Source organism: Actinokineospora bangkokensis (assembly GCF_001940455.1).
Classification (GTDB): domain Bacteria; phylum Actinomycetota; class Actinomycetes; order Mycobacteriales; family Pseudonocardiaceae; genus Actinokineospora; species Actinokineospora bangkokensis.
Window position 1 is genome coordinate 412,485 of the sequence record NZ_MKQR01000009.1, and the last position, 24,136, is coordinate 436,620.

The following is a 24,136-nucleotide window of genomic DNA, read 5'->3' on the forward strand; positions in this document are numbered from 1 at the left end:
GCGCCACCACTCAAGCAGCGGCGCCCGCGCCCGCCCAGCGCGTTGCAGCAAGCTGAAACCCCGTTGCCGGGCAACGCATCCCCGGCCCGACCAGCGGTGCAGCTAGCTGCAAGGCGATTGCCGGGGCGAGCGCGGGATCCCGACACTGGCTGCACCCCGCCCCCCGTGCCGCACCGCGAGCGAAGGTGATCCCCGAATGAACGCTGCGCCCCCGCGCCTGCCGTTGACGGCCGCCCAGTCCGGCGTCGTCTTCGCCCAGCGCCTCGACCCGGCGAACCCGGTCTACAACATCGCCGAGCACGTCGAGGTCGCCGCGCGGGTGGACGCCGGGCTGCTGCGCGCCGCCCTGGTGACGGTGCTCGCGGAGGCCGAGGCGCTGCGGGCGCGGGTGTCGGTCGACGCCGACGGGACCGCCACCCAGGCCATCACCACCGCCACCGACCCCGGTCTGTCCGAACTGGACTTCTCCGCCGCGGCGGACCCGGAGGCCGAGGCGACCGCGTGGATGCGCGCGGAGCTGGCCACCCCGGCCGACCTCGACGGCGGCCCGCTGTTCGCCTTCGCCCTGCTGCACGTGGGCCCCGACCGGTCCTGGTGGTACCAGCGCTACCACCACGCCCTGCTCGACGGCGTGGGCATGTCGCTGGTGCAGCGGCGCGTCGCGGAGGTCTACACCGCGCTGTGCGGGGGCGGCCCCTGCGGCCCCAGCCCGTTCCCGCCGCTGCGCGAGCTGGTGGAGGAGGAGCGCGACTACCGCGCAGGCGAGCGCTTCGAGCGCGACCGCGCGCACTGGGCCCAAGCGCTGGCCCACCGCCCCGAACCGGTCAGCGTCACCGGCGACCGGCCCGTCATGCCGCACCGGCTCGACCGCAGGCGCGCGCACCTGACCGGGGAGGACATGGCCGCCGTGCGCGGGCTGGCCCGCGAGGTCGGCTGCGCCTGGCCCGCGGTGGTCGTCGCCGCGTTCGGCGCCTACCTGGGCAGGCTCACCGGCGCCCGCGAGGTCGTGCTCGGCATCCCGGTCTCCGCCCGCCCCAAGGGCCCGGCCGCCGGGGTGCCCGGGATGGTGTCCAACATCGTCCCGCTCGTGCTGCCCGCCGACCCCGCCGCCACCTGCGGCGAGCTGACCGCGGCCGCCTCGACCCGGCTGCGCGCCGCGGTGCGCCACCAGCGCTACCGGTACGAGGACATGCGCCGCGACCTCAAGCTGGTCACCGACGACGCCCGGCTGGTCGGCCCGCACGTCAACATCGTCCTGGTCGACCAGGACGACCTGCGCTTCGGCACCGCCCCCGCCCGGCCGGTCAACCTCGCGGGCGGCCCGGTCGACGAGCTGTCGCTGGTCATCGACGCCCGCGGCGCCGGGCAGGGCGTCGACCTCGTCCTCGACGCCAACCCCGACCTGTTCGGCCCGGCCGCGCTCGACGCCCTGCACGCCCGGTTCACCGCCTTCACCGCCGCGTTCGCCGCCGCGGGCCCCGAGGCGCCGCTCGCGGCCCTGGAGGTGGCCACCCCCGACGAGCTGGACCTGGTGCTGCGCCGGTGGAACGACACCGCGCGCCCCAACCCCGTCGAGACCGCCGTGGACCTGCTCGACGCCCAGGCCGCGGCCACCCCGGACGCCGTCGCCGCCCGCCACGGCGGCACCGCGCTGACCTACGCCGAGCTGCACGGGCGCGCCAACCGCCTCGCCCGGCTGCTCGTCGAGCGCGGGGCCGGGCCGGAGACCGCCGTCGCCCTGTGCCTGCGCCGCACCCACGACCTGCTCGTGGCGGTGCTGGCCGTGCTCAAGTCCGGCGCCTCCTACGTCCCGGTCGACCCCGCCTACCCCGCCGACCGCATCGCGTTCATGCTCGCCGACGCCGCGCCCGTGCTCGTGCTCACCGACACCTCGGCCCGCTCGGCCCTGCCCGGGGGCGACCACGCGCTGCTCGTGCTCGACGAGACCGACACCGCCGCGCTCGACCCCGCCCCGCTGACCGACGCCGACCGCCGCGCCCCGCTGCGCCCGGCCACCGCCGCCTACACGATCTTCACCTCCGGCTCCACCGGCCGCCCCAAGGGCGTCGTCGTCGAGCACGCCGCCCTGGCCGACCTGCTGCGCTGGGCCGCGGCGGACTTCGGGCCCGCGCGGCTGGCGCACGTGCTCGCCGCGACCTCGCTCAACTTCGACGTCTCGGTCTTCGAGCTGCTGGGCCCGCTGGCCTGCGGCGGCTCGGTCGAGGTCGTGCGCGACCTGCTCGCGCTGGCCGAGCAGCCCGGCGCCCGCTGGTCGGGCACCCTCGTCAGCGCCGTGCCCTCGGCCCTGGCCCAGGTGCTCGCCCACGGCGGCGTGCGCGTCGAGGCCGGGGACGTGGTGCTCGCGGGGGAGGGGCTGTCGCTGCCCAACGCCCGCCTGGTGCAGGAGACCGTCCCCGGCACCCGGCTGTCGAACATCTACGGCCCCACCGAGGCCACCGTCTACGCGACCGCCTGGTACGCCGACGGCCCGGTGGCCGCCGCGCCGCCCATCGGCGCCCCCATCCGCAACACCCGCGCCTACGTGCTGGACACCGCGCTGCGCCCGGTGCCCCCCGGCGCCACCGGCGAGCTGTACCTGGCCGGTGCCGGGCTCGCCCGCGGCTACCTCGACCGCCCCGGCCTGACCGCGCAGCGGTTCGTCGCCGACCCCTTCGGCGGCCCCGGCGACCGCATGTACCGCACCGGCGACGTCGTGCGCTGGAACCCCGACGGCGACGTCGAGTACCTCGGCCGCGGCGACGACCAGGTGAAGGTGCGCGGGTTCCGCATCGAGCTCGGGGAGGTCGAGACCGCCGCCGCCGCGCACCCCTCGGTCGCCCAGGCCGCGGTGGTCGTCCGCGAGGACACCCCCGGCGTCAAGCAGCTGGTCGCCTACCTCGTCGGCGCGGGCGGTGCGTCCGCCGACGTCGACGGCGTGCGCTCGGCGCTGGCCGCGGCGCTGCCGGAGTACATGGTGCCCGCCGCGTTCGTCGAGCTGGACCGGTTGCCGCTCAACCCCAACGGCAAGCTCGACCGCAAGGCCCTGCCCGCCCCCCGCTACCTCGCCGCCGGGGCCGGTGACGAGCCCGCCGACGAGTCCCAGCGCCTGCTGTGCGAGCTGGTCGGGGACGTGCTCGGGGTCGACGGCGTCGGCCCCGCCGACAGCTTCTTCGACCTCGGCGGCGACAGCATCGTCGCCATCCGGCTCGTCTCCCGCGCCCGCGAGGCCGGGCTGCTACTCACCCCGCGGCAGGTCTTCGACGCCCGCACCCCCGCCGCGCTCGCCGCCGTGGCCGAGCGCGCCGGGCGGGCGCCCGCCGCCGCGGGCACCGGCCAGGGCACCGGTGCGCTGGCGCCGCTGCCCATCGTGGCCGACCTGTTCGACCGCGGCGGCCCCGTCGACGGCCTGCACCAGGCCGTCCTGCTCGACACCCCGGCCTGGCTCGACCCCGACGGGTTCGCCACCGCCCTGCAGGCGCTGTTCGACCACCACGACGCCCTGCGCACCCGCGTCGTCGTCGACGCCGACCACTGCGGGCCGCGCCTGGAGGTGGGCGCGCCCGGTTCGGTGCGCGCCGCCGACCTGATCACCCGGGTCCCCGCGGGCACCGACGTCGAGGAGGCGACCCGCGCGGCCTGGCAGCGGCTGTTCCCCGAGGACGGGGTGCTGGCCCAGGTCGTGTGGTTCGACGGCGCCCGGCGGGTCCTGCTCGTCCTGCACCACCTGCTCGTCGACGGGGTGTCCTGGCGCATCCTGCTGCCCGACCTGGCCCAGGCCGCCACCGCCGTGGCCGCGGGCGACCCGGTGCGCCTGCCCGAGGTCGGCACCGCCTACCGGTGGTGGGCCCAGCAGCTGTCCACACTGGACCGATCGGGTGAGGCGGGGCTGTGGCGGGAGCACCTGGCCGTGGCTGACCCGCGCTTCGGCGACCGCGCCTTCGACCCCGCCCGCGACACCCGCGCCACCACCGCGACCACCACCCTGCGGGTGCCCGGCGCGCTCGCCGCCGAGCTGCTGGGCCCGGTCGCGGCCGCCTTCGGCGGCGTGGCCGAGGTGCTGCTGGCCGGGCTCGCGCTGGCCGCGGAGTCGGTGCGCCCGGCGGGCGGCCTGCTCGTCGACGTCGAGACCCACGGCCGCGCCGACGTGCTGCCCGGGGTCGACCTGTCCCGCACCGTCGGCTGGTTCACCGCCGTGCACCCGCTCGGCATCGACCTGTCCGGTGTGGACCTCGGCGACGCCATGGCGGGCGGGCGTTGCGCGGGCACCGCCGTCAAGCGCGTCCGCGACCTGCTGCGGGCCGTGCCCGACAGCGGCGTCGGCTACGGCGTGCTGCGCCGCGCGGGCGGGCTGCCCGGGGCCGCGGTGCCGCAGGTGTGCTTCAACCACCTCGGCTCGCTCGTCCTGCCCGACCTGGGGGAGTGGGCGCTCGCCGACGCCCCCGCCGTCCCCGGCGACCACGACGGGGCCCGCCCCGCGCACGCGGTCGAGGTCACCACCCTGGTCACCCCCGACGGCGGCCTCACCGCGCACGTCACCGCCGCCGTCGACGCGGTGGGCCACGACCTGCCCGCCGACCTGGTCGCCGCCTGGCAGCAGGCCTTGGCCGCCATCGCCGCGCACGTCGCCGCCGTCGGCGGCCGCGTCGGCGCCACCCCCGGCGACTTCCCGCTGGTCGAGCTCGACCAGGACCGGGTCGACGCGCTGGAGCTGCGGTACGGCCCGCTGCGCGACGTGCTGCCGCTGGCCCCCCTCCAGCGCGGGCTGCTCTTCCACGCCCGCTTCGACGACGCCGAGGCCGACGTCTACACCGTCCAGTTCGGGTTCGACGTCGACGGCCCGGTCGACGAGACCGCGCTGCGCGCCGCCTTGGCCGCCCTGCTGCGCAGGCGCCCCGAGCTCGGCGCCGCCTTCCCCGCGGGCGGCGGCGACCCGGTGCAGGTGCTGCCCGCCGAGGTCGAGGTCCCGCTGGCCGTGCACGACCTGTCCGCGGCCCCCGACCAGGCCGCGCGGCTGGCCGCTGTGCAGGCCGCCGACCGCGGCGCCCGGTTCGACCTGGCCGCCCCGCCGCTGCTGCGGGTCGCGCTGTTCCGCCTCGGCGGCGGCAGGCACCGGATCACCCTGACCAACCACCACATCCTGCTCGACGGCTGGTCCACCCCCATCGTCGCCACCGAGCTGTTCGCCCTCTACGGCGACGCGGGCGCCGACCTCGGCCCGGCCCGGCCGTTCCGCGACCACCTGGCCCACCTCGCCGCGCTGCCCGCCGAACCCGCCCGCCAGGCGTGGGCCGCCGAGCTGGCCGGGGTCGAGGAACCGACCCTGCTGCTGCCCACCGAGCGCCCCGAGCACGCCGCCGAACCCGCCCGGGTCAGCGTGCACGTGCCCGCCGCCCCGCTCGACGCGCTGGCCCGCGCCCGCGGGATCACCACCAACACGCTGGTGCAGGGCGCGTGGGCGCTGCTGCTGTCCGCGCTCACCGGCCGCACCGACCTCACCTTCGGCGCCACCGTCAGCGGCCGCCCCGCCGACCTCGACGGCGTGGAGACCATGGTCGGGCTGTTCATCAACACCGTCCCCGTGCGGGTGCGGCTCGACCGGCACCGCCCCGCCCTGGACGCCTTCGCCGACACCCAGGACCGGCAGGCGGGCCTGGTGCCCCACCAGCACCTCGGGCTGGCCGAGGTGCAGCGCCTCGCAGGCGTCGGGGAGCTGTTCGACACCCTGGTGGTGTTCGAGAACTACCCGCTCGACCCGTCCGCGCTCACCCTGCCCGGCGCCACCATCACCGGCATCGACGGCGTCGACGCCACCCACTACCCGCTGACCCTGATGGCCGTGCCTGGCCCGGAGCTGGAACTGCGCCTGGGCCACCGCCCCGACCTCGTTGACGCCGACGCCGCGCGGCTGCTGCTCACCCGCCTGCGCCGCGTCCTGGACACCCTCGTCGCCCACCCCGATGCCACCCCCGCCCAGATCGACGTGCTCGGCGACGACGAGCGCCACCTGGTGCTGCGCGGGTTCAACGACACCGCCGCCGACCTCCCCGACACCACGCTGACCGCCCTGCTCGCCGCGGCCGCCGCGCGCACCCCGCACGCCGAGGCCCTGGTGTTCGAGGACCGCTCGCTGACCCACGCCGAGTTCGACGCCGAGGCCAACCGGCTCGCCCGGCTGCTGGTCGAGCGCGGCGCGGGCCCCGGCCGGTTGGTGGCCGTGGCGGTGCCGCGCTCGGTCGAGCTGGTCGTGGCCCTGCACGCGGTGCTGCGCGCTGGTGCGGCCTACCTGCCCATCGACCCGGACTACCCGGCCGACCGCATCGGGTTCCTGCTCGAAGACGGCGCCCCCGCGCTGCTGCTGACCACCCCCGAGCTCGACCCCACCCTGCCCGGCGACGTCCCCCGGCTGCTGCTGCCCGTCGACACCTCAGCGCACAGCCCGGCCCCGCTCACCGACGCCGACCGCACCACCCCGCTGCTGCCCGAGCACCCCGCCTACGCCATCTTCACCTCCGGCTCCACCGGCAGGCCCAAGGGCGTGCTCGTCCCGCACCGCGGCATCGTCAACCGCCTGCTGTGGACCCAGCACGCCTACGGGCTGCGCACCGACGACCGGGTGCTGCAGAAGACCCCGTCCGGGTTCGACGTGTCGGTGTGGGAGTTCTTCTGGTCCTTCCTCGCGGGCTCCGCGCTGGTGGTCGCCCGCCCCGAGGGCCACCGCGACCCCGGCTACCTGGCCGAGCTGATCGACCGGCAGCGGGTCACCACCGTCCACTTCGTCCCGTCGATGCTCCAGGCGTTCGCCGCCGAGGCCGACCCGGCGCGCTGCACCAGCCTGCGCCGGGTGCTGTGCAGCGGCGAGGCCCTGCCCGGTGAGCTGGCCACCCGCTTCAGCTCCGAGTTCGCCGTGCCGGTGCACAACCTCTACGGGCCCACCGAGGCCTCCGTCGACGTCACCTCCTGGGCGGTCACCCCCGAGGACGGCACCTCGGTGCCCATCGGCCGCCCGGTGTGGAACACCGCCACCTACGTCCTCGACCCCGCGCTGCGGCCGGTGCCGCCCGGCGTCCCCGGCGAGCTGTACCTGGCGGGCCGCCAGCTGGCCCTGGGCTACCACCAGCGCCCCGGCCTCACCGCGGGCCGCTTCGTCGCCGACCCGCACGGCGGCCCCGGTGACCGCATGTACCGCACCGGCGACATCGCCCGCTGGCGCGCCGACGGCGCCCTGGAGTACCTGGGCCGGGTCGACGACCAGGTCAAGATCCGCGGCCAGCGGGTCGAACCCGGCGAGGTCGAGGCCGTGCTGGCCGGGCACCCCGCGGTCGAGGCCGTCGCCGTCGTGGCCCGCCGCGACCGGCCCGGCTCGGTGCGCCTGGTCGCCTACGCCGTCGGCGCCGCGGTCGACCCCGAGCAGCTGCGCGCGCACGCCGCCGCCGCGCTGCCCGAGCACATGGTGCCCGCGGCGGTGCTGGTCCTCGACGCGCTGCCGTTGACCCCCAACGGCAAGCTCGACCGCAAGGCCCTGCCCGCCCCCGACCCGGTGCGCTCCGGCGCGGGCAGGCGCGCCGAGGGCCCGGTGGAGGAGCTGATCGCCGGGCTGGTGGCCGAGCTGCTGGGCCTGGCGTCGGTCGGCGCCGACGAGAGCTTCTTCGAGCTCGGCGGCGACAGCATCATCTCCATCCAGCTCGTGTCCCGGGCCAGGGCCGCGGGGGTCGTGCTCACCCCGCGCCAGGTCTTCGAGCACCGCACCCCCGCCCGCCTCGCGGCGGTCGCGGGCACCGCCACCACCGCCGTCGCCGAGGACGCCGACGCGGGCACCGGGCCGCTGGTGCTCACCCCCATCTCGCACTGGCTGCTCGACCTGCCCGGCAAGCTCACCGGCTTCCACCAGTCGATGCTCGTCACCACCCCCGCCGGGGCGGACGTGGTGCGCCTGGCCGCCGCGCTGGACGCCCTGCTCGACCGGCACGACGCGCTGCGCCTGCGCCTGGACCCGGCCGGGGGCGCCGCCGTCGAGCCGCGCGGCGCGGTGCGCGCCACCCAGCTGCTCAGCCGGGTCGACGTCACCACCGTCGACCCGGAGGGCCTGGCCGCCGTCGTCGCCGAGGAGGTCGAGCACGCCCGCCGCGCCCTGGACCCGTGGGCGGGCCGGGTGGCCCGGTTCGTGTGGTTCGACGCCGGTGCCCGCCGCCCCGGGCGGCTGCTGCTCGTGGTGCACCACCTCGCCGTGGACGGGGTGTCCTGGCGGGTCCTGCTGCCCGACCTGGCCGCGGCCTGGCAGGGCGCCGAACCCGCCCCGGTGCCCACCTCCTACCGCACCTGGGGGCGGCTGCTCACCGAGGAGGCCACCCGCCGCACCGCCGAGCTGCCGCTGTGGCTGGAGCAGGTCGGGCAGCCCGACGCGCCGCTGGCCGCCCGGCCGCTGGACCCGGCCCGCGACACCGCGGGCACCGCCGAGGTCGTCACCGTCGAGCTGACCCCGGCCGAGACGCTGCCGCTGCTGACCGAGGTGCCCACCGCCTTCCACGCCGGGGTGCAGGACGTGCTGCTGGCCGCGCTGGCCATCACCGTCGCCGACCAGCGCCTCGACGCCAGCGGCCCGGTGCTCGTCGACGTCGAGGGCCACGGCCGCGCCGACCTGCCCGGCGCCGACGTCTCCCGCACGGTCGGCTGGTTCACCAGCCTGCACCCGGTGCGGCTGGACCCCGGCGTCGACGACTGGGACGAGCTGTGGGCGGCGGGCCCGGCCGCGGGCCGCGCCCTCAAGCAGGTCAAGGAGCAGGTGCGGGCGCTGCCCGACGGCGGCATCGGCTACGGCCTGCTGCGCCACCTCAACCCGGCCACCGCCGCGGCGCTGGCCGCCGGGACCACCCCGCAACTCGGCTTCAACTACCTGGGCCGGGTCAGCGAACCCGGCGACGGCGGCGACTTCGAGGCCGCCCCCGAGGCACCCGGCCTCGGCGGCGGCGCCGACCCCGCCATGGCGCTGCCGCACGCGGTGGAGATCACCGCGGTCGCCGTCGACGGCCCGGACGGGCCGCGGCTGTCGGCGACCTGGCGCTACCCGGCCGGGCTGCTCAGCGCCGCCGAGGTCGGCGCGCTGGCTCGCACCTGGCGGCGCGCCCTCGGCGTGCTCGTCGAGCACGCCGCCCGCCCCGACGCGGGTGGGCTGACCCCGTCCGACCTGGCCCTGGTGTCGGTCAGCCAGGACGACATCGACGAGTTCGAGGACCTCCTCGACTGAGCCGGGCCCCCGGACCCGGCACCCCCCGACCCGCCACGCGCACGGCCCCGCACACCGACGACCAGCCTGCGCCACCCCTCTTGCGAGACGAAGCCCTAGGAGACGACTGGTGCCCCACAACGCACAAGACCCCGCCGTGCGCGCGCAGGCCAAGGCGCCGTCGAAGGTGGCGGACGTCCTCCCGCTCTCCCCCCTGCAGGAGGGGCTGCTCTTCCACGCCCTGTTCGACGAGGCCGCCCAGGACGTCTACACCGTCCGGTTCGCCTTCGACCTGGCCGGGCCGCTCGACGCCGCCGCGCTGCGCGCCGCCGCCGAGACCCTGCTGGAGCGGCACGCGGTGCTGCGCACCGGCTTCCGGCAGAAGAAGACCGGCGAGACCGTGCAGGTCGTCGCCCGCCGCGCCGAGCTGCCTTGGCGGGAGCTGGACCTGGCCGCCGAGCCCGACCCGGCCGCCGCCGCCGAGCGCGCCGCCGAGGCCGACCGCACCACCCGCTTCGACCTCACCGCGCCGCCGCTGATCCGGTTCACCCTGCTGCGCCTGGGCGCCGACCGGCACCGGCTGCTGGTCTGCCACCACCACATCCTGCTCGACGGCTGGTCCATGCCGGTGCTGGTGCGCGAGCTGTTCGCCGCCTACGCCGGGGCTGAGCTGCCCCGCGTCACCCCCTACCGCGACCACCTCGCGTGGCTGGCGGGCCGCGACCGCGACGCCGACGCCAAGGCCTGGGGCCGCGTCCTCGACGGGCTCACCGAGCCCACCCTGGTCGCCCCCGCCGACCCCGGCCGCGCCCCCGCCGAACCCGCGCGCCTGGAGGCGGTGCTCGACGAGGCCACCACCACCGCCCTCGCCGCCACCGCCCGCGCCTACGGGCTCACCGTCAACACCGCCGTGCAGGGCGCCTGGGCGCTCGTGCTCGCCGCGCACACCGGCCGCCAGGACGTCGTGTTCGGCTCGGTCGTCTCCGGGCGCCCCGCCGACCTGCCCGGCGTGGAGTCCATGGTGGGCCTGTTCATCAACACCGTGCCCGTGCGCGTCCCGCTCGACCCCGCCGACACCCTCGCCGAGGCGCTGTCCACGCTGCGCAAGCAGCAGACCGAGGTGCTGGGCCACCAGCACGGCAGGCTGGCCGACATCCAGGCCGCCACCGGCCTGGGCGAGCTGTTCGACACCCTCGCCGTCTACGAGAACTACCCGCTCGACCCCGAGGCCCTGAAGCTGCCCGGCACCGGCCTGGCGCTGACCGGGGTCGACGTCCGCGACGCCACCCACTACCCGCTGGTGCTGGTCGCCCTGCCCGGCGACGCGCTGCGGCTGCGCCTGGACCACCGCGCCGACCTCGTCGACGCCACCACCGCCCGCGCCCTGCTCGACCGGGTGCTGCGCGCGCTGACCACCATCGCCACCACCCCCGAGGCGCTGGTGGGCTCGGTCGACCTGCTCTCCGCGCACGAGCGCGACCTGGTGCTGCGCCGCTGGAACGACACCGCCGCGCAGATCCCGCGGCTGACCTTCCCCGAGCTGTTCGACGCCGCCGCCACCCGCGACCGCGGCGCCACCGCGCTCGTGCACGGCGCCACCGAGCTGAGCTACGCCGAGGTCGACGCCCGCGCCAACCGCCTCGCCCGGCTGCTCGTCGAGCGCGGCGTGCGCCCGGAGGAGCGGGTCGCGCTCGTGCTGCCCCGCTCGCCGGAGCTGGTCATCGCCGCGCTCGCGGTCACCAAGGCGGGCGGCGCCTACCTGCCCGTCGACCCGGACTACCCGGCCGACCGCATCCGCTTCACCCTCACCGACGCCGAGCCGGTGCTGGTGATCACCGCCGCGGGCGTGGACTGCCCCGGCACCGGCGCCGCCCACCTGCTCGTCGACGAGCCCACCGACGCCTACCCCGCCGACCCGGTGACCGACGCCGACCGGTCCGCCCCCCTGCTGCCCGAGCACCCCGCCTACGTCATCTACACCTCCGGGTCCACCGGTGTGCCCAAGGGCGTCGTGGTCTCGCACGCCGGTGTCGCCGCGTTCGCCCAGTCCTGCGTGGAGCGCTTCGCCGCCGACGCGGGCAGCCGGGTGCTCCAGTTCTCCTCGCCCAGCTTCGACGCGTTCGTGCTGGAGCTGTGCACCGCCTTCGGCGCGGGCGCCGCGCTCGTCGTGCCCGACCGGGGCCCGCTCGCCGGTGAGGTGCTGGCCGAGGTGCTGGCCGAGCAGCGCGTCACCCACGCCCTGATCCCGCCCGCCGCGCTGGCCAGCGTCCCGCCGACCGCCCTGCCGCACTTCCGCTCGCTGGTCGTCGGCGGCGACGCCACCTCCGCCGAGCTGGTCGAGACCTGGTCGCCCGGCCGCCGGATGGTCAACGCCTACGGGCCCACCGAGGCCACCGTCGCCGCGACCACCAGCGCCCCGCTGGCCCCCGGCCGCGTGCCGCCCATCGGCACCCCGCTGCACAACACCCGCGTCCACGCCCTCGACGCCCAGCTGCGCCCGGTGCCCCCCGGCCAGGTCGGGGAGCTCTACATCGCCGGCGGCGGCCTCGCCCGCGGCTACCTCGCCCGCCCCGGCCTCACCGCGTCCCGGTTCGTCGCCGACCCGTTCGGCGCGGCGGGGGAGCGGATGTACCGCACCGGCGACCTGGTGTCCTGGACCCCCGAGGGCGAGCTGGTCTTCCACGGCCGCGCCGACGACCAGGTCAAGGTGCGCGGGTTCCGCATCGAGCTGGGCGAGCTCGAGTCCGCGCTGCGCGCGCACCCCGGCGTGGAGCAGGCCGTCGTGGTCGTCCGCGAGGACCGGCCCGGCGTGCGCATGCTCGTCGGGTACGTCGTCGCCGCCGAGGGCGCCACCTGCGACAGCGACACCCTGCGCGCGCACGTGGGCACCACCCTGCCCGACTACATGGTGCCCGTCGCCGTCGTCCCCCTCGCGGCGTTCCCGGTGACCGCCAACGGCAGCAAGGTCGACCGGGCCGCGCTGCCCGCCCCCGACCTGGGCCGCGCCGGGGCCACCCGCGCCCCCGCCACCGAGGTCGAGCGGCTGCTGTCCGAGCTGTTCGCCGAGGTGCTGGGCGTCGCGGGCGTCGGCGCCCAGGACAACTTCTTCGACCTGGGTGGCGACAGCATCATGTCCATCCAGCTCGTCAGCCGCGCCCGCCGCGCCGGGTTCGTCCTGACCCCCAAGGACATCTTCACCCTGCGCACCGTCGAGGCGCTGGCCGCCGCCGCCCGCCCGGTGGCCGAGGCCGTGCGCACCGACCCGGACGCCGGCACCGGCGTCGTGCCGCTCACCCCGATCGTGCACTGGCTGCGCGAGCACGGCGGCCCGGTCGACTCCTTCCACCAGTCGACCCTGCTGCGCGTGCCCGCGGGCCTGGACCCCGTGCACCTGGGCACCGCGCTGACCGCGCTGCTCGACCACCACGACGCGCTGCGCCTGCGGCTGACCCGCGCGGGCGGTGTGGTGTGGGGCCTGGAGGTCCCCCCGCGCGGCTCGGCCACCGCGAACGTGTCCATCGTGGACGCCCGCGCCGCCGACCTGGCCGAGCTGGTCGCCACCACCGCCCGCGCCAAGGCCGCCGAGCTGTCCCCCGAGCGCGGCGACCTCGTGCGCGCGGTGTGGTTCGACCGCGGTGCCGAGCCCGGCCGCCTGCTCGTCCTCGTGCACCACCTCGCCGTCGACGGCGTGTCCTGGCGGGTGCTGCTGCCCGACCTCGCCGCCGCCTACGCCGCGGCCGCCGCGGGCCGCAGGCCCGAGCTGGACCCGGTCGGCACCCCGCTGCGCGCGTGGGCCGAGCACCTGGCCGCCGCCGCCCAGGACCCCGCCACGCTGGCCGAGATCCCGTACTGGACGGGGGTCGTGCGCGCCGACGAGCCGCTGACCCCCGCCCCGGTGCGCGACCGCGACACCGTGGCCACCGTCCGCGACCTGCGCGTCGAGCTGCCCACCGCGGTCACCGAGGCGCTGCTGACCGACGTGCCCGCCGCCTTCCGCGCGGGCGTGCAGGACGTGCTGCTCACCGCCCTGGCCGTCGCCGTCGCCGACTGGCGCGCCCGCCGCGGGCACACCAGCACCGCGGCGCTGCTCGACCTGGAGGGCCACGGCAGGCACGAGGTCGACGGCACCGACCTGTCCCGCACCGTCGGCTGGTTCACCGCCCTGCACCCCGTGCGCCTGGACCTCGACGGCCTCGACACCGCCGACGCCCTCGCGGGCGGCGACGCCGCGGGGGCCGCGCTGAAGTCCGTCAAGGAGCAGCTGCGGGCCGTCCCCGGCCACGGCACCGGCCACGGCCTGCTGCGCCACCTCAACCCGCAGACCGCCGCCCTGCTGGCCGCGGGCGAGTCGCCCCGGCTCGGCTTCAACTACCTGGGCCGGTTCAGCGCCACCGACGCCGACTGGGCCCAGGCCCCCGAGGCCGCGGGCCTCGGCGGCGGCATCGACCCGGCGACCCCGCTGCCGCACGCGCTGGAGCTGACCGCCGTCACCGAGGACCTGGCCGACGGCCCGCACCTGACCGCCACCTTCGCCTGGGCCGGGCACCTGCTGGCCGAGGACGACGTGCGCGAGCTGGCCGGGGCGTGGACCCGCGCGCTGACCGCGCTCGTCGAGCACACCGCCCGGCCGGGCGCGGGCGGGGCCACCCCCTCGGACTTCCCGCTCGCCCGGCTCACCCAGGCCGAGCTGGACGCCGTGCTGCCGACCGTGCCCGCGGGCGCGGACCTGCTGCCGCTGTCGTCGTTGCAGGCGGGCCTGCTCTTCCACTCCCTCTACGACCAGGGCGCCGACGTCTACACCGTGCAGCTCGCGGTGGACCTCGTCGGCCCGGTCGACGCCACCGCCCTGCGCCGCGCCGCCGACGCCCTGCTGGCCCGCAACCCCGGGCTGCGCCTGGGCTTCCGCCACGACGGCCTGGCCACACCGGTCGCCTTCGCCCCCGCCGCGGTCACCGCGCCCTGGCGCGAGGTCGACCTGACCGGCGCCGACGACGCCACCGTCGACGGGCTGCTGGCCGAGGACCGGGCCGCCGGGTTCGACCTGGGCGCCCCGCCGCTGGTCCGGTTCACCCTGGTGCGCCTGGCCCCCGAGCGGCACCGCTTCGTGCTCACCAACCACCACGTGCTCTTCGACGGCTGGTCCATGCCGCTGCTGGCGGGCGAGCTGTTCGCCCTCTACGCCGGGCAGACCCCGGCCGCGGCACCGCCGCCGCAGGACTACCTGCGCTGGTTGGCCGCCCAGGACCGCGACGCCGCCCGCCGCGCGTGGGCCGACGTGCTCGCCGGGGTCGAGGAGCCCACGCTGATCGCGCCGGGCGCCGCGGGCACCGCGCCGGGCGCGCCGCAGCGGCTGGTGCTGCGCACCCCGCTCGCCCCGCTGACCGCGTTCGCCCGCGGCCGCGGCCTGACCCTCAACACCGTCGTCCAGGGCGCCTGGGGCCTGCTGCTGTCCGGGCTCACCGGCCGCGCCGACGTCGTCTTCGGCGCCACCACCTCCGGCCGCCCGGCCGAGCTGCCCGGCGTCGAGGCCATGATCGGGCTGTTCATCAACACCCTGCCGGTGCGCGTCGCGCTGCGCCCGGACGAGCCGGTCGCCGCCCTGCTGGGCAGGCTCCAGGAGCAGCAGGCGTCCCTGCTGGCCCACCAGTACCTCGGCCTCACCGAGGTGCGCGAGGTCGCGGGCACCACCGAGCTGTTCGACACGCTCACCGTGTTCGAGAACTACCCGCTCGACCCGGCGGCCGTGCGGCTGCCCGGCGGGCTGCGCGCCGAGGCCGCCCGGGTCGACGACAGCACCCACTACCCGCTGACGCTGATCGCCCTGCCCGACGGCGAGCACCTGACCCTCACCCTCGACCACCGCGCCGACGTGGTCGACGCCGAGGCCGCGCAGGCCGTCGGCGCCCGCCTGCTCGCCCTGCTGGCCCTGCTCACCGACGCCCCCGACACCCCCGTCGGCCGCGTCGACGTGCTCACCCCCGCCGAGCGGGAGCGGCTGCTGGCCGCCTCCCGGGGCGCCGAGCGCGACACCCCCGCCGACACGGTCCACCAGCGCTTCGCCGCCCAAGTCGCCCGCACCCCGGACGCGGTCGCCCTGCACACCGCGGGCACCCGGATCACCTACGCCGAGCTGGACGCGCGGGCCAACCGGCTCGCGCACCGGCTGATCGGCCTGGGCGTGCGGCCGCAGGACACCGTGGCGCTGTACCAGCAGCGGTCGGTCGACCTGGTCGTCGCCACCCTCGCGACGCTCAAGGCGGGCGCCGCCTACGTCCCGCTCGACGCCCGCAGCCCCCGCGCCCGGCTCACCGCCGTCCTGGAGACCACCGGCGCCGCCGCCCTGCTCACCGACCGGGCGCTGCGCGACGACCTGCCGGAGAACTCCTGCCGGGTGCTCGTCGTCGACGACGACCTGGCGCTGGCCGCCCAGCCCGCCACCGACCCCGGTGCCGCCTGCCACCCGGACGCGCTGGCCTACGCCATGTTCACCTCCGGCTCCACCGGCGTGCCCAAGGGCGTCGCGGTCACCCACCGCGACGTGCTCGCCCTGGCCACCGACAGCGCCTGGGACGGGCCCAACCAGCAGCGGGTGCTGCTGCACTCCCCGCACGCCTTCGACGCCTCCACCTACGAGCTGTGGACGCCGCTGCTGTCCGGCCGCGAGGTCGTGGTGGCCCCGGCGGGCGAGCTGGACCTCGCGGAGCTGGCGGAGGTCATCCGGACCGGCGGGGTGACCGGGCTCTGGCTCACCGCGGGCCTGTTCCGGCTGCTGGCCGAGGAGGACCCCGGCTGCTTCGCCGGGGTGCGCGAGGTGTGGTCGGGCGGCGACGTCGTGCCCGCCGCCCTGGTGCGCAAGGTGCTCACCGCCAACCCCGGCCTGGTCTTCGGCGACGGCTACGGCCCCACCGAGACCACCACCTTCGCCACCTACCACCGCGTCGACGACCCGGAGCGGGTCGGGCAGACCGTGCCCATCGGCAGGCCGCTGGACGGCATGCGCGCCCTGGTGCTCGACGACCGGCTGCGGCTGGTGCCGCACGGCGTCGCGGGCGAGCTGTACATCGGCGGCCTCGGCGTCTCCCGCGGCTACCTGGGCCGCCCCGGCCTGACCGCCCACCGGTTCGTCGCCGACCCGCACGGCGGCGCCGGGCAGCGGCTCTACCGCACCGGCGACGTCGTGCGCTGGACCGGCGCGGCGGACCGGCCGGTGCTGGAGTTCGTCGGCCGCGCCGACGAGCAGGTCAAGATCCGCGGCTTCCGCATCGAGCTGGGCGAGGTCGAGGCCGCCATCGCCGAGGTCGAGGGCGTGGCGCAGGTCGCGGTCATCGTCCGCGAGGACCGCCCCGGCGACAAGCGGCTGGTCGCCTACGTCGTCGGCACCGCCACCACGGGGGCGCTGCGCGAGCACGCCGCCGCCGCGCTGCCGGAGTACATGGTCCCCGCCGCGTGGGTCGAGCTGGGCACCCTGCCGCTGACCGCCAACGGCAAGCTGGACCGGCGCGCCCTGCCCGTGCCGGACCTGACCAGGGACAAGGCGTCGCGGGCGCCGCGCAGCCCGCGCGAGGAGCTGCTCTGCGGCCTGTTCGCCGACGTGCTGGGCGTGCCCGCGGTCGGCATCGACGACGGGTTCTTCGCCCTGGGCGGGCACTCGCTGCTGGCCACCCGCCTGGTCAGCCGCATCCGCACCGCCCTGGGCATCGAGGTGCCGGTGCGGGCGCTGTTCGAGGCGCCCACCGTCGCCGGGCTGGTCGGCGTGCTCGACGAGTCGGCCCGCGTCCGGGTGCCGCTGGTGCCCGCCGAGCGCGGGGAGCTGGTGCCCGCGTCCTTCGGCCAGCGCCGCCTGTGGTTCCTCGACCGGCTGGAGGGCGCCGAGTCGCCCTACAAGATCCCGATCGGCCTGCGCCTGCGCGGCACCCTGGACGTGCCCGCGCTCACCGCCGCCCTGCGCGACGTGGTGGGCAGGCACGAGGTGCTGCGCACCGCCTACCCCGAGGTCGGCGGCGAACCGGTGCAGCTGGTGCTCGACGTCGACGCCGCCGCCCCGCCGGTGCTGGTCCGCGAGCTGCCCGAGGCCGAGCTGCGCGCCGCGGTGCTCGACGAGGTCGCCAGGGGCTTCGACCTGGCCACCGAGGGCCCGCTGCACGTGACCGCCTACCGGGTCGACGAGCAGGAGTGGTTCCTGCTCATCGTCCTGCACCACATCGCCGGTGACGGCTGGTCGATGGCCCCGCTGGCCCGCGACCTGTCCACCGCCTACACCGCCCGGCTGGCCGGTGCGGGTCCGGAGTGGACGGACCTGCCGGTGCAGTACGCCGACTACGCGATCTGGCAGCGCGCGGTCATGGGCTCCGAGGACGACCCCGGTTCGCAGATCGCCCAGCAGGCCGCCTACTGGCGCGACACCCTCGCCGGGCTGCCCGACGAGCTGGAGCTGCCCGCCGACCGGCCCCGGCCCGCCGCGCCGACCTACGCGGGCGGCACCCTCCTGTTCGACCTCGACGCCGAGCTGCACGCCAAGCTCGGCGCCTTGGTCGCCGACGGGCAGGCCAGCCTGTTCATGGTGCTGCAAGCCGCCGTGTCGGCGCTGCTGACCCGGCTGGGCGCGGGCACCGACATCCCGCTGGGCTCCCCGATCGCGGGCCGCACCGATGAAGCGCTCGACGAGCTGGTCGGGTTCTTCGTCAACACCCTGGTGCTGCGCACCGACACGTCCGGCGACCCCACCTTCCGCGAGCTGCTCGGCCGGGTGCGGGAGACGGTGCTCGGCGCCTACGCCCACCAGGACCTGCCGTTCGAGCGGCTGGTGGAGATCCTGAACCCGCCGCGCTCGATGGGCCGCAACCCGCTGTTCCAGACCCTGCTGGTGCTCCAGAACAACCGCACCGGCGACCTGGCGCTGCCCGGCCTGGCCGTCGAGGTCGAGCCGACCGGGGCGCACGCCGCCCAGTTCGACCTGTCGTTCGACTTCACCGAGCGCACCGCCGACGGCCGCCCCGCCGGGCTCGCGGGCCGCTTCGACTACAGCAGCGAGCTGTTCGACGCCGCCACCGCCCAGGCCGTGCTGGACCGGCTCACCCGGCTGCTGCGCGCCGTCGCGGACGACCCGGACGTGCGCGTCAGCGCCGTCCCGCTGCTCGGGGAGCAGGAGCGCGCCCGGCTGCTGACGGAGTTCACCGACACCGCCGCCCCGCTCGACATCGCGGGCAGCAAGGGCATCGTGGAGCGGGTCCGCGCGCTGGCGGTGTCCACACCGGACGCCACCGCGCTCGTCGACGACGCGGGGACCTGCTCCTACGCCGAACTGGCCGCCCGGGCGGGCGCGCTGGCCGCCGAGCTGTCCGACGCCCGCACCGGCGACATCGCCGCCGTGCTGTCCGACCGCTGCGCCCTGGTGCCCACCGCGTTCCTCGGCGTGCTCTGGGCCGGTGCCGCCTACACCCCGCTCGACCCGAAGGCCCCCGCCGCGCGCTCCGCGGGCCTGCTGCGCGACAGCGGTGCCCGCTGGCTGCTGGCCGCCCCGGCCCGCGCCGAGCAGGCCGCCGCGCTGGCCGCCGAGGCGGGCACCGGCGTCCGGGTCGTCGTGCTCGACGAGGACCTGCTCGGGCGGCGCGGCCCGCTGCCCGAGGTGCGCGGGGAGGACGACGACCTCGCCTACGTCATCTTCACCTCCGGGTCCACCGGCAAGCCCAAGGGCGCCATGGTCCACCGGCTCGGCATGGTGAACCACCTGCTGTGCAAGGTGGAGGACCTGGAGCTGGCCCCGGGTGGCGCGCTGGTGCAGAACGCGCCGCTGTCGTTCGACATCTCGGTGTGGCAGATGCTCGCCGCGCTCGCCGCGGGCGGCACCACCCGGGTCGTCGGCGACGAGACCGCGCAGGACCCCGACGCGCTGTTCGCCCTGACCCGCGACGAGCACATCGGCGTCCTGGAGGTCGTGCCCTCGCTGCTGCGCACCGCCCTGGACGCCTGGGACGCCGGTGCCGAGGTGCCCGCCCTGGACCGCCTGCGGTACCTGGTGGTCACCGGCGAGACGCTGCCCGCCCCGGTGTGCGCCCGCTGGTTCGAGCGCTTCCCCGGCATCCCGCTGGTCAACGCCTACGGGCCCACCGAGTGCTCCGACGACGTCACCCACGCGGTGCTGGCGTCGATGGCCGACATCCCCGGCACCCGGGTGCCCATCGGCCGCTCCATCCGCAACACCCGCCTCTACGTGCTCGACGAGCTGCTCAACCCGGTGCCCCTCGGGGTCGTCGGGGAGCTGTGCGTCGGCGGCGTCGGGGTGGGCCTGGGCTACCTGGGCGACCCGGAGAAGACCGCCAGGGCCTTCGTCGACGACCCGTTCGAGCCCGGCGCCCGCCTCTACCGCACCGGCGACCGCGTCCGCCACCTGCCCGACGGGCGCATCGAGTTCCTGGGCCGGGTCGACCACCAGGTGAAGATCCGCGGCCAGCGCATCGAGCTGGGCGAGGTCGAGGCCGCGCTGCGCGGCCTGCCCGGGGTCTCCGACGCGGTCACCGCCGTGCACGCCGACCCCGCCGGGCAGAACCGCCTCGTCGGGTACGTGCTCGGCCTCGACGACGCCCGCGGCCTGCGCGACGCGCTCGGCGCCGTGCTGCCCGAGGCGATGGTGCCCTCGGTCGTGCTGGCGCTGGCGGAGTTCCCGCTCACCCGCAACGGCAAGGTCGACCGCAAGGCGCTGCCCGCACCCGACTTCGGCGCGGTGGCCACCGGCCGCGCGGCCCGCACCCCCGCCGAGCACGTGCTGTGCGCGGTGTTCGCGGAGGTCCTGGGCGTGGCCGCGGTGGGCGCCACGGACGACTTCTTCGACCTGGGCGGCCACTCCCTGCTGGCCACCCGCCTGGTCAACCGCGTCCGCGCGGTGCTGGGCGTGGAGCTGCCGGTGCGGGTGCTGTTCGAGTCGCCCACCCCGGCCGCGGTCGCGGAGCGGCTCACCGGGGCCGGTGGCGCCCGCGCCGCGCTGACCGCCCAGCCGCGGCCCGAGCGGGTCCCGCTGTCGTTCACCCAGCGCAGGCTGTGGTTCCTCAACCAGCTGGAGCCGGGGTCGGCCGCCTACAACGTGCCGCTGGCGCTGCGCCTCGACGGCGCGCTGGACGTGGCCGCGCTGCGCGCCGCGCTGGCCGACGTGGTGGGCAGGCACGAGAGCCTGCGCACCCGCTTCCCCGAGGTCGACGGCGAACCCCACCAGCTCGTCGTGCCCGCCGCCGAGGCCGCGCCCGCGCTGCCGGTGACCGCGCTGCCCGCCGCCGAGGTGGGCGCCGCCGTCGCCGCGGCCGCCCGCCGCGGCTTCGACCTGGGCACCGACCTGCCGCTGCGCGCCGACCTGCTCGCCGTCGGCGCCGAGGAGCACGTGCTGGTGCTGGTGGTCCACCACATCGCCAGCGACGGCGGCTCGGCGGGCCCGCTGGCCCGCGACCTGGCCGCCGCCTACACCGCCCGCGCCGAGGGCCGCGCCCCGGCCTGGTCGCCGCTGCCGGTGCAGTACGCGGACTTCGCGCTGTGGCAGCGGCGGGTGCTCGGCTCCGACACCGACCCGGGCAGCCCGCTGTCCGCGCAGCTCGCGCACTGGCGCACCGCCCTGGCCGGGCTGCCCGAGGGCATCGAGCTGCCCACCGACCGCCCGCGCCAGGCCACCTCCGAGTTCGCCTCCGGCTCGGTCGAGCTGGCGCTGCCCGCCGAGCTGCACGCCCGGCTCGACGGCGTGGCCAGGGCGCACTCGGTGAGCCTGTTCATGGTCGTGCAGGCGGCGCTGTCGGCCCTGCTGACCCGGTTGGGCGCGGGCACCGACATCCCGCTGGGCTCCCCGGTCGCGGGCCGCACCGATGAAGCGCTCGACGACCTCGTCGGGTTCTTCGTCAACACCCTGGTGCTGCGCGCGGACACCTCCGGCGACCCCACCTTCGCCGAGCTGCTGGACCGGGTCCGCGAGACCGACCTGGCCGCCTTCGCCCACCAGGACCTGCCGTTCGAGCGGCTGGTGGAAGAGCTGAACCCGCCGCGCTCGATGAGCAGGCACCCGCTGTTCCAGGTGGTGCTGTCCTTCCAGGGCCACACCCCGGTCGCCGCCGAGCTGCCCGGCCTGCGGATCACCGGCCTGCCGGTGTCCTCGGGCGGGGCGAAGTTCGACCTCACCGTCCACCTGGCCGAGCACCGCGCGGCCGACGGCGCCGCCGCGGGCGTGGCGGGCCGGGTCGAGTTCCGCCGCGACCTGTTCGACGCGGGCTCCGCCCAGGCCATCGGTGACCGGCTGGTGCGCTTCCTCGCCGCAGTCGCCGACGACCCCGGCCTGCGCGTCGGCGCCGTCGACCTGCTCGACGCCGCCGAGCGGGAGAAGGTCGTGGTCACCTGGAACGACACCGCCACCACCGACCCGGTGCTGCCCGCCCCCGCGCTGTTCGAGGCCCAGGTGGACCGCACCCCGGGTGCCACGGCCGTCGTCGACGGGGACGTGGAGTTGACCTACGCCGAGCTCGACGCCCGGGCCAACGGCCTGGCCGCCCACCTCGTCGGGCTCGGCGTCGGCCCGGAGCGGTTCGTCGCGGTGGCCCTGCCCCGCTCGGCCGCGCTGCTCACCGCGCAGCTGGCCGTGCTCAAGGCGGGCGGGGCCTACGTCCCGGTCGACCCGGACTACCCGGCCGAGCGGATCGCGTTCATGCTCGACGACGCCGACCCGACCCTGGTGATCACCGGCACGGGCGTCGAGCTGCCCGCCACGCCCGCGCCCCGGCTGCTGCTCGACCGGCTCGACGTGGCGCCCAGCACCGAGCGCAGGCAGCCGCCCGCGCTGCGCACCCCCGCCTACGTCATCTTCACCTCCGGCTCCACCGGGCGGCCCAAGGGCGTCGTCGTCGAGCACTACTCCTTCGCCGACTACCTCCAGTTCGCCGCCGCCTCCTACGACGGGGTGGGCGGGCTGGCCCTGCTGCACTCGCCCATCTCGTTCGACCTCACCGTCACCGCCACCTACGTCCCGCTGGTCACCGGCGGCACGGTGCAGGTCGCCTCGTTCGAGGAGGCCGACGACGCCACCGTCGCCCGGCTGCGGCAGCGGCCCGCGACCTTCGTCAAGGCCACCCCGAGCCACCTGCCGCTGCTCTCGGCGCTGCCGCCGGAGTACTCGCCCACGACCGAGCTGCTGCTCGGCGGCGAGCTGCTGCTGGGCGAGCTGGTCGACCAGTGGCGCGAGGACCACCCCGGCGCGGCCGTGCTCAACATGTACGGCCCCACCGAGACCACGGTGAACTGCAGCCAGTTCCGCGTGGCGCCCGGCACGGCGATCGGCCCCGGCCCGCTGCCCATCGGCGGCCCGCTGGACAACACGCTGTTCTACGTCCTCGACGACCAGCTGCGGCTGGTGCCCCCCGGCGCCCCCGGCGAGCTGTACGTGGCGGGCAACTGCCTGGCCCGCGGCTACCTCAACCGGCCGGGGATGACCAGCGCGAAGTTCGTGCCCGACCCGTTCGCCGCCGACGGCTCCCGGATGTACCGCACCGGCGACGTCGTGCGGTGGAACGCCGACGGCACGCTGAGCTTCCTGCGCCGCGTCGACGACCAGGTCAAGCTGCGCGGGTTCCGCGTGGAGCTGGGCGAGGTCGAGGCCGTGCTGGCCGGGCACCCGGCGGTGGCCCGCGCCACCGCCGTCGTCCGCGAGGACCGGCCCGGCGACCAGCGGCTGGTGGCCTACGCCGTGCTCGACGCCCCGGCCGAACCGGGCGAGCTGCGCGCCCACGTCGCCGCCGGGCTGCCCGAGTACATGGTGCCCAGCGCGGTGGTGGTGCTCGACGCGCTGCCGCTGACCCCCAACGGCAAGGTCGACCGCGCGGCGCTGCCCGCCCCCGACCTCGCCGCGGGCACCGGGCGCGGGCCGCGCGACCAGCGCGAGCGGCTGATGACCGAGCTGTTCGCCGAGGTCCTGGCCGTGCCGTCGGTGTCGATCGACGACGGGTTCTTCGACCTGGGCGGGCACTCGCTGCTGGCCACCAGGCTGATCAGCCGGGTGCGCGCGGTGTTCGGCGTCGCCCTCGGGGTGCGCACGCTGTTCGAGGCGCCCACCCCCGCCGAGCTGGCCGCCCGCCTCGACGGCGGCGACGAGCGCGCCGGTGCCTTCGACACGCTGCTGCCGCTGCGCGGCCGGGGTGGCCGGGCCCCGCTGTTCTGCCTGCCGCCCGCCAGCGGGTTCGGCTGGTCCTACGCCGGGCTGATGCGCCACCTGGACCCCGACGTGCCGATCTACGCGCTGCAATCGGCGGGCCTGGCCGAGGACGTGCCGCTGCCGACGACGGTGGCCGAGACCGCCGAGCGGTACCTGGCCGACATCCGCGCGGTCGCCCCGCACGGGCCCTACCGGCTGCTCGGCTGGTCCTACGGCGGTGTGGTGGCCCACGAGGTCGCCGCGCGGCTGGAGGCCGCGGGGGAGCGGGTGGAGCTGCTGGCGCTGCTCGACTCCTTCCCCAAGACCGACGCCGAGCGCGCCGGGGACCGGGTGGTCGACCAGCGCGAGCTGTACGAGGCCATGCTCGACCTCGCCGGGTACGACCGCTCCGGCCTGGCCGACCCGCTCGACGAGACCGCCGTGGTGGCCCTGCTGCGCGAGCAGGGCGGCGTGCTCGGCGACCTCGACGAGCGCGGCCTGACCGCCCTGCACCGGGTGTTCGCCAACAACACCGCGCTCGCCCGCGACTTCACCCCCGGCACCGTCACCGCCGACGCGCTGCTGTTCGTCGCCGCCCGCGACGCCGTGCCCGGCGCCGTCGACCGGTGGACCCCGCACCTGCGCGGTGGTCTGTCCACAGTGGATGTCGACGCCACGCACAACGACCTGACCCAGCCCGAGCCGCTGGCCGCCATCGGCGCGGTGCTGGCCCGGCTGCTCGCCTGACCCATTCCGAGAGGGAGACC

General features: G+C 77.0%; 2 protein-coding genes. Both read left to right on the plus strand.

Annotation, left to right across the window (positions count from 1 at the left end; translation table 11 throughout):
- The first annotated feature begins 196 nt into the window (after positions 1 to 196).
- A complete protein-coding gene (locus BJP25_RS10120; protein ID WP_075974565.1) occupies positions 197 to 9,241 on the plus strand; it encodes a non-ribosomal peptide synthetase in 9,045 nt (3,014 codons plus the stop codon).
- Positions 9,242 to 9,350: 109 nt separating this feature from the next.
- Positions 9,351 to 24,116 (plus strand): non-ribosomal peptide synthetase, encoded by a 14,766-nt coding sequence (locus BJP25_RS10125; RefSeq protein WP_084793844.1) that lies wholly within the window; start codon positions 9,351 to 9,353, stop codon positions 24,114 to 24,116.
- The last annotated feature ends 20 nt before the right edge of the window (positions 24,117 to 24,136 follow it).